This window comes from Paenibacillus sp. alder61 (genome assembly GCF_020179875.1).
In the GTDB taxonomy this organism is placed as follows: Bacteria; Bacillota; Bacilli; order Paenibacillales; family Paenibacillaceae; genus Fontibacillus; species Fontibacillus faecis.
Genome location: NZ_JAIUDG010000008.1, coordinates 185610 through 201435, shown reverse-complemented (window position 1 = coordinate 201435; position 15826 = coordinate 185610). Strand labels below are relative to the sequence as shown.

Genomic DNA, 15826 nt, shown 5'->3' with positions numbered 1-15826 from the left:
AAATCAGAATTAGCAGGAAAGAGCATTCAAATCCGGAGCTATAGCAGGAAGAAGCATTTAAATCCGGAGCTATAGCAGGAAGAAGCATTTAAATCCGGAGCTACAGCAGGAAGGAGCCGGCCAAATCCGGCCCACGGCCTGAAGTTAGCGGCCTTGCGGCCCGGACTGTCGTTGCACTAAACCCCCGACAGGGTGCGGCCTATCCGCTATCCCTCTTGCCGCCCGTTATAATAGCGGCGTTTCGGGCCGTTATTTCGGCCAGATTCGCTTTTTCGGGGAAAATAGCGGTCAAAAGGGGGCTTATTTTCCCGGTACGGGCTCGAAAATCGTTTTTTTTGCCCTATTCCTCTAAAATAAGGCCTCAAATGACCGCTATTTCACGCCGAAGAGGCAAATTCGACAAAATAGCGCCTCATTTGGCCCTTATCTTTCCTGAGCGCCCCGGACTGCCGATAAGTTTGCAGCACGCCGCAAAAGCCCAATGTGGTGCTGACGAGTACAGCACCGCCAACGGCACCCCATACCAGTACCAGTTGTTAAACTGGCTCTAGGCGCTACGGGGCCTACGCCCGTTGGAACTTGCCCGGCGTCTCGCCAAATAAATAAATGATGTACGTAAATCAAAAAAAGTCAAACAAATATCATGAAAGCGTTGACATAAAAATGTTCGGTTGATATGATGGGACCATAAAAGCCAAGAAAAAAAGAAATGGCAGAGGATAGAGTATGGGACAAGAGAGACGATTGACGCTGAAAGAACTGGCGAAGCAGATCGGGGTATCCGCGGCTACGCTGGACCGGGTGTTGAACAACCGGGGAAATGTGAAGCGCCAGACTTATGACAAAGTGATGGAGAAGATCAAGGAATTGAACTACATGCCGAACAAATCGGCGAGCTTTCTGTCGCGGAAGAATGATTATCATATGGCGATGGTATTCCCGGAGCTTCCAGAGTATTTTTGGACACAGGTGGAGAAAGGCGTGCAGATCGCCATCGATGAGTTTCGCGATTACGGGCTTCACGTCAGCATCATCCGTTCCGAGAAATACGAACTGGAGCCGCAGAAGAAGATTGTACAGGAACTGATCGATTCGGGGAATTACGACGCCATCGCGCTGTCGCCGAACGATCCTCAGGAAATGGCCGATTTGATCGACCATGGCATGGATCAGGGGGTGGCGGTCTGTACGTTTAACAGCGATTCGCCGCTGAGCAAGCGGCTGTTCTACGTCGGCTGCGACTACCGGATTGCCGGCCGTCTGGCGGCGGACGCGCTGTGCAAGTTCCTCGGCGGGAAGACGAGGGTAGGGCTGGTGATGTCATACACCAACTTTCAAATGCAGCAGAAGATTACCGGGTTCCGCGAAGTGGTGAGCGAGTACGATCACATTGAAATGGTCGGTCCGCTCAAGCTCCGGCAGGAAGATTACGACTCGCCCGACGCGTTTGCCGATTACTTCCGGGAAGTGGACGGAATTTACGTGTCCAGCGCCCGCCTGGATGTAGTCGCCAAGCATTTGGAGGAGCTTGAACTGGAACACCGCCCGGTTCTCATCGGCCATGATATGACGGAGGAAACCTACCAATACATGAAGCGGGGGATCGTCACCGCGACGATTTGCCAGGATCCGGTCAATCAGGGCTACCTGACGGTCAAGGCGATGTTCGACCACCTGGTTTCCGGCCACAAAGTCGGGTTGAAAGAAAACATCACCAAGCTGGAATTGGTGACCAAGGAAAACGCGCGTTATTACATCTAAACCACGCCCTGCGTAATAACGCAGTTTTTTACCGCAAAAATGATGTACGTACATCATTTTATGATGAAATAAGTAGCTTTAATTTGATGCCTTCACTTCGACTCACCCACAATCGGTATTACTGCCTCCGTTTTTAAACTAGAGCAACTCCAAAACGAAAACGGCAGTGCATGCAAATACAAACTTACAAACCAAGAAGACTAGGGGGAAAGGCAATGTTCAAAAATGTAAGGGCTCTCATGATGTTAATGGTGGCTGCTCTCGTCGTATTGTCCGCGTGCGCTCCAAAAACGGAGTCGGGTTCGGGCGGGTCCGGCGGCTCCGGCCAAGAGGGCGACAAGGTCGTCATTAAGTGGTGGGATTCCATGACCAGCGACGCCACCCAAGGCGCCATCAAAACGATCATTTCCGAGTATGAGGCGGCCCATCCGAACGTCAAAATCGAACGCACCTACATCTCTTTTGCGGATATCAAGAACAAGCTGCTCCTCGGTTCCGTCGGTAACGACATGCCGGACATCGTCTGGATCGATAACCCGGACCACCAGGCTTTTGCCGCGGCCGGCATTCTCGCGGACCTGACCGTGCCGATCAAGGAGTGGGGCCAGGCGGATAAGTACTTCGAAGGTCCTTGGTCTTCTACCGTTTATGAAGGCAAAAACTATGGCGTGCCGATCGGCAGCAACAATCTGGCGCTCTATTACAACAAGGATATGTTTGAAGCGAAAGGCCTGACGCCTCCCGCCAATTGGGAAGAGCTGAAGGAAGCGGCCAAACAGCTCACCACCAAGGATGTTTATGGTTTTGCGATGACCGCGGTCAAAACGGAAGAAGGCACATTCCAATTTCTTCCACTGATGTACCAGGCCGGGTCCGACCTGACGAACTTCAATAGCCCGGGCACGATCGAAGCGGCGACCCTGGTCTCCGATATGGTCAAGAACGGTTATATGTCCAAGGAAGTCATCAACCAGAAGCAGTCCGACACCGTCGTTCAGTTCTCCACCGGCAAGGTAGCGATGATGATGAACGGCACCTGGCAGATTCCTTTGCTCAAAAAAGAAGGAAAAGTTAATTGGGGCGTCGTCGAGCTGCCGGTCAACAAGCAGGGCGGAACGATTCTCGGCGGCGAAAACTGGGCGATTACCAACGCCTCCAAAAACAAAGACATCGCCTTCGACATTATCAAATTCGCCAACGAGCCCGATCGTTTGAAAGCGTTTGTACAGGCGGCGGGACGGCTCCCGAGCCGCTCCGACCTGCTGCAGGATCCATTCTGGCAGGACGACAAGGACTTGAAAGTGTTTGCGGATGCGATGGAAGTGGCCAAAGCGAGAGCCTACGGTCCGGAATATCCGAAAATGTCCGAGGCTGTTCAAATTATGCTGCAGCAAGTCATCACGGGCAGCAAAGCGCCTGAGCAAGCCGTCCAGGAAGCGGCCGGCAAAATCGATCCGCTGGTGAAGAAATAAGAATAAGAACCACCAAAGTTTAGTTTGTCACCGGGGATGCCGAGCCGGCATCCCCCATTCCAAAGAAACAGGGGGAGAAGTCATGTCCCACAAATCCGGAGCGAACGGGAGCTACGCCTTATCCCGCCGGGCAAAATGGTTCTCGTCATGGAACAACTATTTGTTCGTTTTGCCGGCGCTCGTGTTTATGGTCATTTTTATCGGATTTCCGCTGATTTACAATCTGCTGCTGAGCTTTCAAAACGTGAACGTCTATAACTTGAGCGGTGAGCATGATTTCGTCGGTTTTTCCAACTATATCAAATCGTTGAAGGACCCGGTTTTCTATACGGCCTTGCAGAATTCCGCGGTGTTTACCGTGGTGAGTATCTTTTTCCAATTTACGATCGGCTTTGCTTTGGCTTTATTTTTCAATTTGAAATTCCCGGGACGCAATCTGTTCCGTTCTCTAATGCTGCTGGCCTGGATGATGCCCGTGGTCATCAGCGGTACCGTGTTTCAGTGGATGATGTCGGGGGACTTCGGGGTCATCAATTACTTCTTGCAAACGCTGGGAATCATCGATCGGCCGATCAACTGGCTTAGCGAGGGAAGCACGGCCTTGCTCGGCACGGTAGTCGCCAACATCTGGATCGGGATTCCGTTCAATATGATCATTCTTTTGTCGGGGCTGCAGGGGCTGCCCGATCATCTGTACGAAGCGGCCAAACTGGATGGCGCCAACCGGCTTGTCCAATTCCGGCATATTACGCTGCCGCTGATGCGTCCGACCATTCTCGTGCTGCTGATTTTGGGCATTATCAACACCTTCAAGGTCTTCGATTTGATCTTTATTATGACGCAGGGCGGACCGGTGACTTCTTCGACCGTATTGCCGATCTATGCGTACCAGCTGTCGTTTACGACTTTGGAGTTCAGCCAGGGCGCATCGGTATCGATGATCATGTTCCTGATCCTGGTCGTCATTTCGATCGTGTACCTGAGAATGTCCAGTAAGGAGGAGGTGCACTAATGCGCAGCCAAAAATGGCGTTTGGCCGGTGCGACTCTCATCAGCGTCGTCATCATGATCGTGTTTCTTTTTCCGGTGTATTGGATGGTCAAAACGTCCTTGACCCCGGTGACCGAGCTGTATCATAATCCGCCGCATATTTTGCCGGTGGGCGCAACGTTGGAGTCCTACATCAACAATTTTGTCCGCAATCAGGACATGATCGGTTATATCGGCAACAGCTTTATTATCGCGACCGGCACGATGGTGCTCTCGCTGCTCCTCTCGATCCCGGCGGCTTATGCGCTGGCCCGGCTGTCGATCAAAGGGAAGGCGCTGATCATGATCTCGGTGCTGTCCATTCAGATGCTGCCGGGGATTATGATGGCGATGCCGCTCTACATGATGTTCTCGAAGGTGCAGCTGATCGACAACTTTGCGGGACTCATCTTCGCCGATCTGATCCACTCGCTGCCTTTTGCCATCATTACGCTCCGTCCCTTTTTCCTCGCCTTGCCCGGCGGGTTGGAGGAGGCGGCCAAAATCGACGGCTGCAACAAATTCACTTCGTTCACGAAAATTATTCTGCCGCTGGTAAAGCCGGGGCTTATGACGGTCGGCGCGTTCTGCTTCCTGTTCGGCTGGGGAGATTTCATCTTTGCCTTGACCTTGACGTCGAGCAATGAAGTCCGCCCGCTGACGCTCGGACTCTACCGCTTTATCGGGCAATACGGCACCGAGTGGAACAATCTGATGGCCGTCGCTACGCTGGCGGCGCTGCCGATCATCGTGATTTTCGTTTCGATGCAGAAGTACGTCGTAGGCGGCGTGACCGCGGGTGCGATGAAGGACTAATCGTATAGCCGATTCTTCGGCAAGTAAAGGAGGCGGGAAACGCCTGATGAAACCGAAGGTATACATTGCAAGAAGCTTGCCCGAACCGGCGGCCGCTTTTCTGGAACGGCATTGCCGATGTTCCTATTGGCGGGGCCCGGGTGAGATCGACGCCGATACGCTGGCGGAGCGGATCGGAGACGCGGAGGGTCTCCTCGTGACAGGGACGCCGATCGACGGGAGCGTACTCAAGGCAGGCCCGGCCTTGCGGGTCGTCAGCAACTTGTCGGCAGGCTACAACAATCTGGATCTGCGGGCTTTCCGAGAACGGGGCATTTTAGCCACGCACACCCCTTACGTGTTGGACAACACGGTGGCCGACCTCGCCATGGCGCTGATTCTTTCGTCGGCCCGCCGGGTGGCCGAGCTGGATCGGCTGGTCAAGGAAGGCCGCTGGGTATCGGGAATGGATGAGCAGTTGTTCGGCTTGGATGTGCACCATAAGCGGCTCGGCATCATCGGCATGGGCCGGATCGGCGAAGCGGTGGCCCGGCGGGCCCGCCTCGGCTTTGAAATGGACGTCGTCTATTACAGCCGCAGTCGCAAGCCGGAGGTCGAGCAACAGCTCGGTGTAGGCTACTCCTCACTGGAGGAACTGCTTCGAACGTCCGATTACGTGGTGCTCCTGACCCCGCTCACCCCCGAAACCCGGCATTTGATGAATGAAGAGCGGTTTAAGCTTATGAAGCGGAGCGCGGTTTTCGTCAATGTCTCCCGTGGCGAAACCGTTCAGGAGGAGGCCTTGATCCGCGCGTTGGAAGGCAGGTTGATCGCCGGCGCGGGGCTGGATGTGTATGAGCAGGAACCGATCGGAGCGGGGCACCCGTTTTTGGGCATGGACAACGTGGTCACGCTGCCGCATATCGGTTCGGCCACCGCCGAAACCCGGAACCGGATGGCGATGTCCGCCGTCACCAATCTGGTGAACGCCTTGACGGGCCGGGGGCCGACCGATGTCGTGCCGGAGCTGGGCGGTAGGCTGGACGCTGGACAGTAGAAAGAGCGATACAAGATAAAAAATATAAATATAGACAGGTGGAGGAACAGGGATGAAATTTACGGATGGATATTGGCACGTAAGACCTGGAGTAACCTTGAACTATCCGGTGGAGGTACGCGGCGTGCGAACCGCGCCGGAGAAGCTGACCATACTGGCCTCTTGCAAAAAAATCATCACCCGCGGCGACACGCTCAACACCGCGGTTTTGACAGTCAACTACACTTCGCCGATGCCCGACGTAATAGCGGTGGAACTGGTCCATCACGGCGGAAGGCTGCCGAAGGGGCCGGAATTCGCCAAGCATGTCGACGAAGCGGTGGAGGTTCAAATCGAGAACGGCGAGGAGATTGCCAGCTTGACCAGCGGAAGGCTCAGCGTGGAAGTGCGCAAGAACGAGGGCTGGGGCACGCATTTTATGTACAACGGCAAAAGATTGACCGGCAGCGGCTACAAGAGTCCGGGACACCTTAAAATGCCCGACCAGTCCACGTACATGCGGGAACAGCTGGATCTCGGCGTCGGGGAATACATTTACGGGCTCGGCGAAAGATTTACGCCGTTTGTCAAAAACGGCCAGGTCGTGGACCTATGGAACGAAGACGGCGGAACCTGCAGCGAGCAGGCTTACAAAAACGTGCCGTTCTATTTGTCGAGCTACGGCTACGGCGTGTTTGTGGACCACCCGGAACGCGTTTCGTACGAGGTGGCTTCCGAAGTCGTGTCCAAGGTCCAATTCAGCGTCCCCGGCGAATCGTTGAAATACTACATTATCGGCGGGTCCAGCCTGAAGGAAGTGCTGAATAATTACACGAAGCTGACGGGGAAACCGGCGCTGCCTCCGGCTTGGTCCTACGGGCTGTGGCTCACCACCTCGTTTACGACCAGCTACGATGAAGAGACGGTCAACAGCTTCATTGACGGGATGCTCGAACGCGACATTCCTTTGCATGTGTTCCATTTCGACTGCTTTTGGATGAAGGAATTCCACTGGTGCGATTTTCAATGGGACGCGGAGGTGTTTCCCGATCCGCAGGGCATGCTGAACCGGCTGAAAAGCAAGGGCTTGAACATCTCGGTCTGGATCAACTCCTATATCGCCCAGCAATCGTATCTCTTTGATGAGGGGAAGGCCAACGGGTATCTGGTCAAAACGAAGGACGGCGACGTCTGGCAGTGGGACCGCTGGCAAGGGGGCATGGGGCTCGTGGACTTTACCAACCCCGCCGCGGTGAAATGGTATCAGGATAAGCTTAGGGCGTTGATCGACATGGGCGTCGATTGCTTCAAAACCGATTTCGGCGAGCGTATTCCGACGGATGTCGTCTATTATGACGGATCGGACCCGGTAAAAATGCACAACTACTACACGCATCTGTACAACAAGGCGGTGTTTGAGGTGCTGGAGGAGGCGAAGGGGAAAAACGAAGCGATGGTCTTCGCCCGTTCGGCCACGGCCGGCGGCCAGCAGTATCCGGTGCATTGGGGCGGCGATTGCTCGGCGACCTACGTTTCGATGGCGGAGACGCTTCGCGGCGGATTATCGCTGGGGCTGTCGGGGTTCAGCTTCTGGAGTCATGATATCGGCGGGTTTGAAAATACGGCGACCCCGGACCTTTACAAACGTTGGGCCGCTTTCGGACTATTGTCGTCGCACAGCCGCCTGCACGGCAGCCAGTCCTACCGGGTGCCTTGGCTGTTTGACGAGGAAGCGAGCGATGTGCTGCGGTTTTTCACCAAGCTGAAATCGACGCTGATGCCGTATTTGTACAGCACTTCCGTAGAGGCGACCCATACGGGCGTGCCGGTGATGCGCGCGATGGTTCTGGAATTCCCGGAAGATCCGGCCTGCGAAACGCTGGACCGTCAATATATGCTCGGCGACGCCTTCCTGGTCGCACCGATTTTCAACGGCGAAGGAACGGCCAAATATTACTTGCCGGAAGGGCGCTGGACGAACTTCCTGAGCGGCGATGTGATCGAAGGGGGAAGATGGGTGCAGGAGCGGCACGATTACTTCAGCCTGCCGCTGATGGCGCGCCCGGGCAGCCTGATCGCGGTGGGAGCCAACAACCTGCGGCCGGACTACGATTACGCGGACGGCGTGGCCCTGCATCTGTTTGAACTGGACGAGGGACGTACGGCTACCGTATCGGTATGCAATGACAAAGGCCGAACCGAGCTGCAGGTACGGGTGGAGCGGACGGGCAAGCGGCTTGCCGTCATCGTCGAGGGGACGGTGGGTAAACCATGGGAGCTGGTGCTTCGCGGCATCAGCAGAATCGCCTCCGTCGAAGGCGGGGACCCGCAGGAAGGCCCGCAGGGCGTGCGGGTGGCTGCGCACCCGTCCATTCGGCAGATGACGATTGAGCTGTAAGCACTGAACTGCACTGAACTCCAAAAGGGGATTTCCGATTCGATCGGAGACCCCCTATTTTAGTGTGTGTCAAAGAAAGTTCACAATTTGTTCACTTACGAGACAAAGTTTGAAATCGATATACTGATCAAGCCGAATAAAAAGAGAGGTGGAGCGGAGTGCCAACTACAAAGAGAGAAGCGCTGTACTTTGGTTTGATGATGTGTTTCGGGATGGTTGTATGCATGACAACTTATAATTTGCTGATTCATGACATGATCGGAAACTTAAGCTTTGCCGACATGATCATTCAGTATTTAGCCGGGTTTGTGGTCGCGATGGCTTTGGAAATGTTCATCGTAGGTCCCTTTGCCAGAAAGGCGGCGTTCAAGCTGCCGATCAATAAGACCAAGAAGGTGCAGGTCATCCTTGCCGTTTCGTCCTGCATGGTGATCGGCATGGTGTTTTTCATGTCTCTGTTCGGGCTGGTGATGTCCAATCTCGTTGGCAGTCCGGGAGAAGGTTCTCTGGTCATGAGTTACCTCAGAACGTTCTGCCAGAATTTCGTGATGGCCTATCCTTTGCAACTGCTGGTGATGGGACCGTTGGTGCGGGGGTTGTTCACCAAGTTTGTGAAAGCTCAAGCGGTATCTTAAATCAACAACAACAAAAAGACCGGGGACGCCAGAATAGCCCCGGTCTTTTGATATGCTGCGGCCTATTTTAAGCCATATAACCTTGCGGTGGAACCCGATAATCGAGCACATACATCGTTTTGCTGGAATATCCCCAGACGAGCCACAAAATGGCGTACACCGGCGAAAGGAAAATACCGAAAAGAACGTAGGCGCCGTTTTTGCCGAAAGCGTTAAGCAGTCGAACCTGCCAGATGATGGTGAATACCAGATTGGCGATCGGCACGAGGTACATCAAGACCCACCAGCCGCTTTCTTTAATCATTTTCAACTGCAGAATGTTGCTCAGAATCGGGACAAAGGCAAACCAGGCGATATCGTCCAGCCCCGCTTTTTTGGCCAGCGAGAAGTAGGCCCCCGCGAACAGAACATACATGGCCGCGGCGAATAGAAAAACAAAAAGCATGTTGTTGCATCCCCCTTAGAAGTAGATTATTCCCCTCTGTTATTCGACAGATGGACCTGTTATTCCTGCTTGCTCGCTTGCTTGCTTCATTGCAAGCACCCCAGAGTGTGGAATCCCGCCGTCACTGCTCCTCCGGATAAGGAATTCCCATCTTGCTGTATAATTGCCGGGCCGCGGCGGCGCAATCCGCACCTTGCTGCGAATCGGGCGCGAGAGCCCGGGCCATCGCCAACTGGACCAGCGCCTCTTCGTAAGGCATCTTGAGCCGCTTGGCCTCCTTGATGCCGCGACTCCAGCAGCGGAAGGCGACTTGCGGGAAGCCCTTCAGCCGCTGGTAGACCCCCGTAAGCAATTCGGCGCGCGGTTTGGCGACCGGGAAGACGCCGGCGAAAGCCTGAAGTCCTTTCAAGGCTTCTTCCGCCAGACTTTGCAGTTTCCAGGCTTCCCGGCCGAGATCAATGCCTCCCCCCAGTTTCTTCTCCCACAGCGTCAGCAATGCTTCCGTCACAGCCGCATAACTGTCGAAGGAGTAGTATGCAGCGGGCGAGGACTGCCGGATGAGGGCGAGCGCTTTTTCCGCATAAGTTAGCGCCTCCTCCGGCCGCCCCTCCTTGAGTCGGGCTAACGCCATCAGACCGTAGACGCGAAGCTCCTCGGTCATGCCGATGTTGACCGGAATGAGGGACACGGCTTCTTCCAGCCTTTCGACAGCCTCCGGAATGCGGCCGCAATACAGCAGCCCTTCGGAAAGAGCCATGAGTCCCCATGATTTCGCTTGGGCATTCCCGCTTTGCACCCCGGACTCATAGATATCGGAGGCCAGGGCCATACTGGCGTCGTAATCGGAAAAATGATAAGCGAGTGTTTTTACATAGAGGTAGGAAGAGGCCTCCCAGTAACGGCGGTCCCCGAGTTTCTCGTAAATCGCCATGGCCCGTTGCGCCAAGTCGCCGGCTGTCTCCCATACTCCACTGCCGATGTTGTTCAGCGAGATGTCCATGTAGACCCAGGCTTTGGTGGAGAGATCGTCGAGCGCTTCGGCCGCGTCCAGCGCCTGCTTGGCATAAGAGCGGGCCAGTCTTCGCCAACCCATGATTCCCGCGGTGACGCACATATTCCCCGTAATGATAGCCAGTTCCTTGGAAGCGCCGAACGTCTCGGCCAGATTCAGTCCATGGAGCGAATAGTACAGGTTCCGCACGTTCTGATTGTTAAAAAACGCGATCTCCGCCAGACAGTGATAGCAATGAACCGCTTCGGCCACGGCGGGCGTAGGCTTCGAGGTGGGGGTGAATCCCACCGACCGCTTTAGGCGGTGCCATACTTGAACCACCATTTGGCGGGACATTTGCTTTTTGATGCGTTCGGTGTACTTGGCGGAGTGCATGTCGAGCAAATCGAGCGTTTCCTCCAGACAAGGGACCGCCTGCTCCATGTCTCCGACCCCCATATAAGCGTCGCCGAGCAGGCGCCGGTATTTGGCCCGGTCCGCTTTCGGCGTATCGGCGGCTTCGGCCTTGGCCACAAGCTCGGACAGGACGTGAACCGCTTCTTGGTAAGCACCGCTCTGCAGGGCCAGGCGTCCGACCTTTTCCAGGTAGTGCATGCTTCTTGCCGTGTCCTCGGCTCTTGACCAGTGATAAGCCAGCACGCTGTAATAAGCCGGGGCGTCCGGATACTGCTGTTCGTACCACAGGGCCAGTTCACGGTGAAGCTGGCGGCGCTGGGCGTGCAGGAGCAGATTGTAAGTAACTTCCTGCGTGATAATATGCTTGAAAATATACATTAATTCGGGCTCCCTGCTTTCCAGCAGAGTCAGGTTGACCTGTTCCAGCGTATCAAGCCGGCCGTATAGCGCGTTGTCCGCGGTCGGCACCGGCAAAATCCCCTGGAGCGCGGAATAGGTGAAATGTCTGCCGATCACGCTGGCCACTTTTAGAACGAGCTGTTCCTCCGCAGGCAGCCGGTCGATGCGGCTGGCGATAATGCCGTGGATCGAGTGAGGGAAATCAAGCTTCATGAATTCATGCTCCGGCTTCAAAAGACGGCATTCCCCGTTTTCGATGCCGATATACCCGTAATCGCGGAGGGTATAGGCCAGTTCTTCACAATAGAAGGGATGGCCTTCCGATTTGTCCAAAATCAGGTTGACCACCGATTTGGGGAGCGAGGTCACCCCGAGCCGATCCTGAATCAGTTGAAGCGTTTCTCCGCCGTCCAGCATCGACAAGTCGACCGTTTCCGTGCCGGGGCGATCCTGCAGCTGGCGGGACTCCGTCGGCTGCGAAATTTCATCCGGACGCAAAGCCGCGACAATAAGCACGGAAGGCAGCCGCTCGGTAAGGCTGAGCAGCAGCGCCCAGGAGGAGGGGTCGATCCAGTGGGCGTCGTCGATAAACAGGGCGGTCCGCTGCCCTCCGATCAGGCTTTGCAGCAGCTCCAGGCAGATCGCCTGGGTGTTCTCCGCCCGAATCCGGCCCGACATGGAGGCCGTCCACTCGTTGTCAGCGATCTCCAAAGGCACGACTGGCTGCAGCAGCGGGAACAGATGCTGCCAGGACGGCAGCTGCTCCTGAATAATCCGCTGGACATGCGCACGCCGGTCCGCTTCGGCAGCGGGGACATGGTCCAACCCCAGCAGGTTCCAAAAAATGCTACGCCAGGGGTAATACGGCGTTTGCTGCTCGATGGCTTCCCCGGCACCGTTGTACAAGGGGAGGCCGTAGCCGAGAATTTCTTGCTGCAGCTCGCCCAGCAAGCTGGTCTTTCCCATACCGGCTTCGCCCCGGAGGAAGACGCAGCCGCTGCCGCCCTCGAGCAGGCGCAGGACGTGGCTGCGCAGCGCGCCGTGTTCAGCGTCACGGCCGAACAGCGCTTGCGGCTGCTGCGCCCGGCCCCGGCGCCGGCCCGCAGGGGAGCGCTCGGCGGCGCCGATGCCCAGCGCCTCGTAGACCGCGCGGGCGCCGGCGAAGCCGCGGAACTGCCTCGGTTCCCCGGCCTGGAACCGGATGGCCCCCGAAGCCGCCGCATAGGTGGCTTCGTCGCACAAGATCGCGCCGTCTTCGGCCGCTTGCATGAGCCGGGCCGCCAGGTTCATCGTGTCGCCGATCATCGTGTATTCCCGGCGCAAGGCACTGCCGACGGACCCGCAGTACACCGTGCCCGTAGCGACGCCGATCGCGTGCGGAATGCCGGCTTCCCGCAGCTCCGCCTGAATGCGCAGCGCCGTCTTTAAGGCGCGCGCCGCGTCATTCTCGTAGGTCAGGGAAGGCAGGCCGGCGGCCGCGATGACGGAGATGCCTTTTTCGTCAAGATTCACCTTGTTGATGGCCGTTTGGTAGGCTTGCACACTCGCCTGAATCCGTTCCGTGATCCGGTGGAGCTGCTCCAGGCTGCTCTTCCCCAGCACCTCCGGAAGATGAATGAACATTACGGTAATCCGCCGGAGCTCGGCGGACCAGTCATGATCCCCGGCCGCTGCGGAAGCAAGCAGGGCGGGGGGAAGATACGGGAGCATCGAGGGGTCCAGTCCGGTTGGCGAATCGCCTTCGCCCGGAGTGATTCCGGGGGAAGACGGATAAGCCTCGGGCAGCAAGGAAGAGATAAACACCGCCCCGTTCTCCAGCGGAGTTTCCAGGCCGGCCGCATACGCTTCGATTTGCGCAAAAGCCTGCGGAGACAGCAGAACCTTGCCGACTTCGGCGGAGTCCGCGAATTCCTTTAACTGCAGGATCGCGTCTCCTCGCAAAACAAGCTCCCAGCGCCCGCCCGTACCGCCGACATAGCTGACGGTGTAGCCGCCTCCGCCTACAAAGACCCGCAGCGACAGGTTTACGCCGTCCATGATCTCCCGTTGATGCAATTCCCGCTGGAGGTCCAGGCCGCAGGCGGCAGCCTGGCGGATCAGGCGCTGGCGGCCTTCCTCGGTGGCTTGCCAGCTTCCTTCGCTCCATGTCGCCAGCAGGGCGTCGCCGGCGAAGCTGACGACCTTGCCGCCGGCCCGGGAGATCCGGTCGATCATGGTGTCAAAACAGGCATTGAGGATGCCCGTAACCTGTTCAAGGCCGATCGTCCCTTGGTGGGCAAGCTTTTGGCTCAGCAGTGTAAAGCCGGATATGTCGACAAACAGCACCGCGCCGGAATGAACGTCTTCTACGGGGGAAAGGCGGTCCCATTCGGGCGCGTTCCACTTCCGCAGCAGCAGCTCCGGTACATAACTGGTTACCTCGATCGTTTGAATCATGACCAAACCTCGCTTACTCCGGGGGTTCTTGTATCCCGAGATAGAATAGATATCTCAAATATAGGGCCGCTGGTTAGAAATGACAATATGAATTTTGGGCCCTATCAGACAACCTTGTTAGCATAAGAATTCCTGCAAATCTGCATGTTTTTTCTTGTGCGGAGGGCAAAATTTGAAAATTCCTGCGATTCTGCAGGAATTTCCGACGAAACCGGCTCGCTTCTCTAAAATCGCTAGAAATACCTGCAGATTTGCATCTTTTTTCGCATCCACTCGGGATTCGGCCGAAATACCTGCAGATTTGCATCTTTTTGAGTTGGAAGGGGGGGGGGAAGTGTGCAAGGCACCTTGATGGCCGTGGAATTTGAGGGAACATATGAGTGGTGTCGGGAATCGTTTTTTGCGGTTTTCGCCGGCAAGATAGAGCCGTTCGGCTAGGTCGGATTGACCATGGACGAGATTCGGAAAAAGGAGGGCGGCGGGGATAGGGGGGCCCTCGGGAAATGCCGCAGAGAATACCCTCATTGATGATGGGCCGGACGGGGGCGGTGTCCTGCCATTTCTCCAATGGGCCGGATTAGGGCCTTTTGGGGCGCTGTTAGTAAGGTGGCAGGGCTAGGTGCAGGATGCGAACCGCCGAGGGATATTCCTCAGCGGTTCGCATTAATAACTTAAAGCAGTTCCTTGCGTTTCTTCAAATAAACGTACAGCGCCAGACTGGCGAGGGAGCAGATGACCGCGCAGAAGCCGATGAAGCCGTAGCCCGCTTGCAGCCCGCGCAGCAGGCCGGTTTCCGGCCCTTGGCTGGCGAGGAAAACCCGCTTGATCCCGTCGGTGATGACGCCGATCAGATAATTGCCGGCCACGGTGCCAACGCCGATCAGCGTGACGATGAAGCTGATGGCGGTGTCGCTGTTTTGGCGGTACCGGTCGGCGATCAGCGCCATGACGGTCGGGTAAACGGGCGCGATGCCGATTCCCGCGACGGCGAAGAGGGCCGCTCCCGGCTCGCCGGCCAGAATCGCCGCGAACGTGCAGACCCCGGTAAAGCCGGCAAACAGGATCAAGGAAAGCGTGTAGCCAATCTTATCCGTAATCGGGCCGGCGACGAGCCGGGCGAACGTGAAGCACAGGAAGAAGGCGGACAGCATGCCGGACGCAGAGCTGTTGGTCCAGCCGTAGGCTTTTTCCAGGAAATTTACGAGCCAGCCCCCGACCGCCATCTCCGAAATCACGCCGAAGGCCAGAACGATCACGACCAGCCAGATGACCGGGTCGCGCATCAGCGTTTTGACCGGGATACGTTCTTCGTCCGCCAGCGCCTTCTCCGGGAACTTGCCGAGGAAGGCGGGGATCATCGGGATCACCGACAGCAGCAGTACGACCATGTACATGCCGCGCCAGTCCAGTACATGACCCCCGACGGACACCGTCATCAGGCCCGCGGCGAGCATAGGGGCGACCGTGGAACTGAGCCCGTAGAAAAAATGGGCCAGATTCATCATCGTGCCGGTATTCCGCGTGAAAATCTGCGCCCCCAGCACCGCCAGGGCGATTTCCAGCATCCCGTTGCCGATGTTCATCAGGAAATAGGACCCCGACAGCGCAGGGTACGTCCGGGAATAGAAGATCAAGACGCCCGTAAGGGCCATCAGTCCAAAAGAAAGAAGGCTGACCCATTTGACCCCCCATTTGCGGACGAGAAACGCCGTAAAGGAGCAGGCCAGCAAGTAGCCTAGCGAATTCAGGGACAGCAGGGTTCCGATCTGCATCTCGTTCAGAAGGAAGTCGGTCTGGATGCGGGGAATGGCCGGCCCCTTCACATTTTCGGAAAAGCCAAATATCAAAAAACCGATAAAAACGGTAGCCATAGGCAGTAAGTATCGTTTGGCGGAAGCCGGACGGCCGACGGAAGATCCCGTCTGTTCCGCTGCGGTTTGCGACTGAGCTTTCAAGGGATGCCCTCCTGGTGGAATGATCTTGAGTGATGCGTAAAGATACAACGAACAAAA

10 protein-coding genes are annotated in these 15826 nt (G+C 56.4%); 7 read left to right on the top strand and 3 right to left on the bottom strand.

Going from position 1 to position 15826, the window contains the following annotated elements; all coding sequences use genetic code 11:
- Positions 1-726 precede the first annotated feature (726 nt).
- The 7 genes from LBW89_RS10615 to LBW89_RS10585 all read left to right on the top strand — a co-directional run bounded on the left by LBW89_RS10615 (position 727) and on the right by LBW89_RS10585 (position 9126).
- Positions 727-1761: a LacI family DNA-binding transcriptional regulator gene (locus tag LBW89_RS10615; protein WP_148453538.1), complete on the top strand. Its 1035-nt coding sequence runs from the start codon at positions 727-729 to the stop codon at positions 1759-1761.
- Positions 1762-1976: 215 nt separating this feature from the next.
- Entirely contained in the window at positions 1977-3233 is a 1257-nt protein-coding gene (locus LBW89_RS10610) for an ABC transporter substrate-binding protein (RefSeq protein ID WP_225039139.1), read from the top strand.
- 82 nt (positions 3234-3315) lie between these two features.
- The gene (locus LBW89_RS10605) at positions 3316-4245 is read left to right on the top strand and encodes a carbohydrate ABC transporter permease (protein ID WP_148453534.1); all 930 of its coding nucleotides are present in this window, start codon (positions 3316-3318) and stop codon (positions 4243-4245) included.
- Entirely contained in the window at positions 4245-5078 is an 834-nt protein-coding gene (locus LBW89_RS10600; protein WP_148453532.1) for a carbohydrate ABC transporter permease, read from the top strand. Before LBW89_RS10605 ends, LBW89_RS10600 begins: the two co-directional genes overlap by 1 nt.
- A gap of 46 nt (positions 5079-5124) precedes the next feature.
- A complete protein-coding gene (locus LBW89_RS10595) occupies positions 5125-6114 on the top strand; it encodes a 2-hydroxyacid dehydrogenase (protein ID WP_225039138.1) in 990 nt (329 codons plus the stop codon).
- 52 nt (positions 6115-6166) lie between these two features.
- Positions 6167-8491 (top strand): alpha-xylosidase, encoded by a 2325-nt coding sequence (gene yicI, locus LBW89_RS10590; RefSeq protein WP_225039137.1) that lies wholly within the window; start codon positions 6167-6169, stop codon positions 8489-8491.
- A gap of 158 nt (positions 8492-8649) precedes the next feature.
- Positions 8650-9126 (top strand): DUF2798 domain-containing protein, encoded by a 477-nt coding sequence (locus LBW89_RS10585; protein ID WP_225039136.1) that lies wholly within the window; start codon positions 8650-8652, stop codon positions 9124-9126.
- Between the two features lie 67 nt (positions 9127-9193).
- Here LBW89_RS10585 and LBW89_RS10580 read toward each other — a convergent pair whose 3' ends face one another.
- The 3 genes from LBW89_RS10580 to LBW89_RS10570 form a co-directional block, all read right to left on the bottom strand.
- Positions 9194-9571 (bottom strand): DUF5684 domain-containing protein, encoded by a 378-nt coding sequence (locus LBW89_RS10580; RefSeq protein ID WP_225039135.1) that lies wholly within the window; start codon positions 9569-9571, stop codon positions 9194-9196.
- A gap of 121 nt (positions 9572-9692) precedes the next feature.
- Entirely contained in the window at positions 9693-13814 is a 4122-nt protein-coding gene (locus tag LBW89_RS10575) for an AAA family ATPase (protein ID WP_148453521.1), read from the bottom strand.
- Positions 13815-14485: 671 nt separating this feature from the next.
- The gene (locus LBW89_RS10570) at positions 14486-15685 is read right to left on the bottom strand and encodes an MFS transporter (protein ID WP_211373323.1); all 1200 of its coding nucleotides are present in this window, start codon (positions 15683-15685) and stop codon (positions 14486-14488) included.
- Positions 15686-15826: the final 141 nt, after the last annotated feature.

Coding starts and splice junctions, on each gene's coding strand:
- LBW89_RS10615 (WP_148453538.1), top strand. CDS start 727: ATGGGACAAGAGAGACGATTGACGCTGAAAGAACTGGCGAAGCAGATC.
- LBW89_RS10610 (WP_225039139.1), top strand. CDS start 1,977: ATGTTCAAAAATGTAAGGGCTCTCATGATGTTAATGGTGGCTGCTCTC.
- LBW89_RS10605 (WP_148453534.1), top strand. CDS start 3,316: ATGTCCCACAAATCCGGAGCGAACGGGAGCTACGCCTTATCCCGCCGG.
- LBW89_RS10600 (WP_148453532.1), top strand. CDS start 4,245: ATGCGCAGCCAAAAATGGCGTTTGGCCGGTGCGACTCTCATCAGCGTC.
- LBW89_RS10595 (WP_225039138.1), top strand. CDS start 5,125: ATGAAACCGAAGGTATACATTGCAAGAAGCTTGCCCGAACCGGCGGCC.
- yicI (WP_225039137.1), top strand. CDS start 6,167: ATGAAATTTACGGATGGATATTGGCACGTAAGACCTGGAGTAACCTTG.
- LBW89_RS10580 (WP_225039135.1), bottom strand. CDS start 9,571: ATGCTTTTTGTTTTTCTATTCGCCGCGGCCATGTATGTTCTGTTCGCG.
- LBW89_RS10575 (WP_148453521.1), bottom strand. CDS start 13,814: ATGATTCAAACGATCGAGGTAACCAGTTATGTACCGGAGCTGCTGCTG.
- LBW89_RS10570 (WP_211373323.1), bottom strand. CDS start 15,685: ATGGCTACCGTTTTTATCGGTTTTTTGATATTTGGCTTTTCCGAAAAT.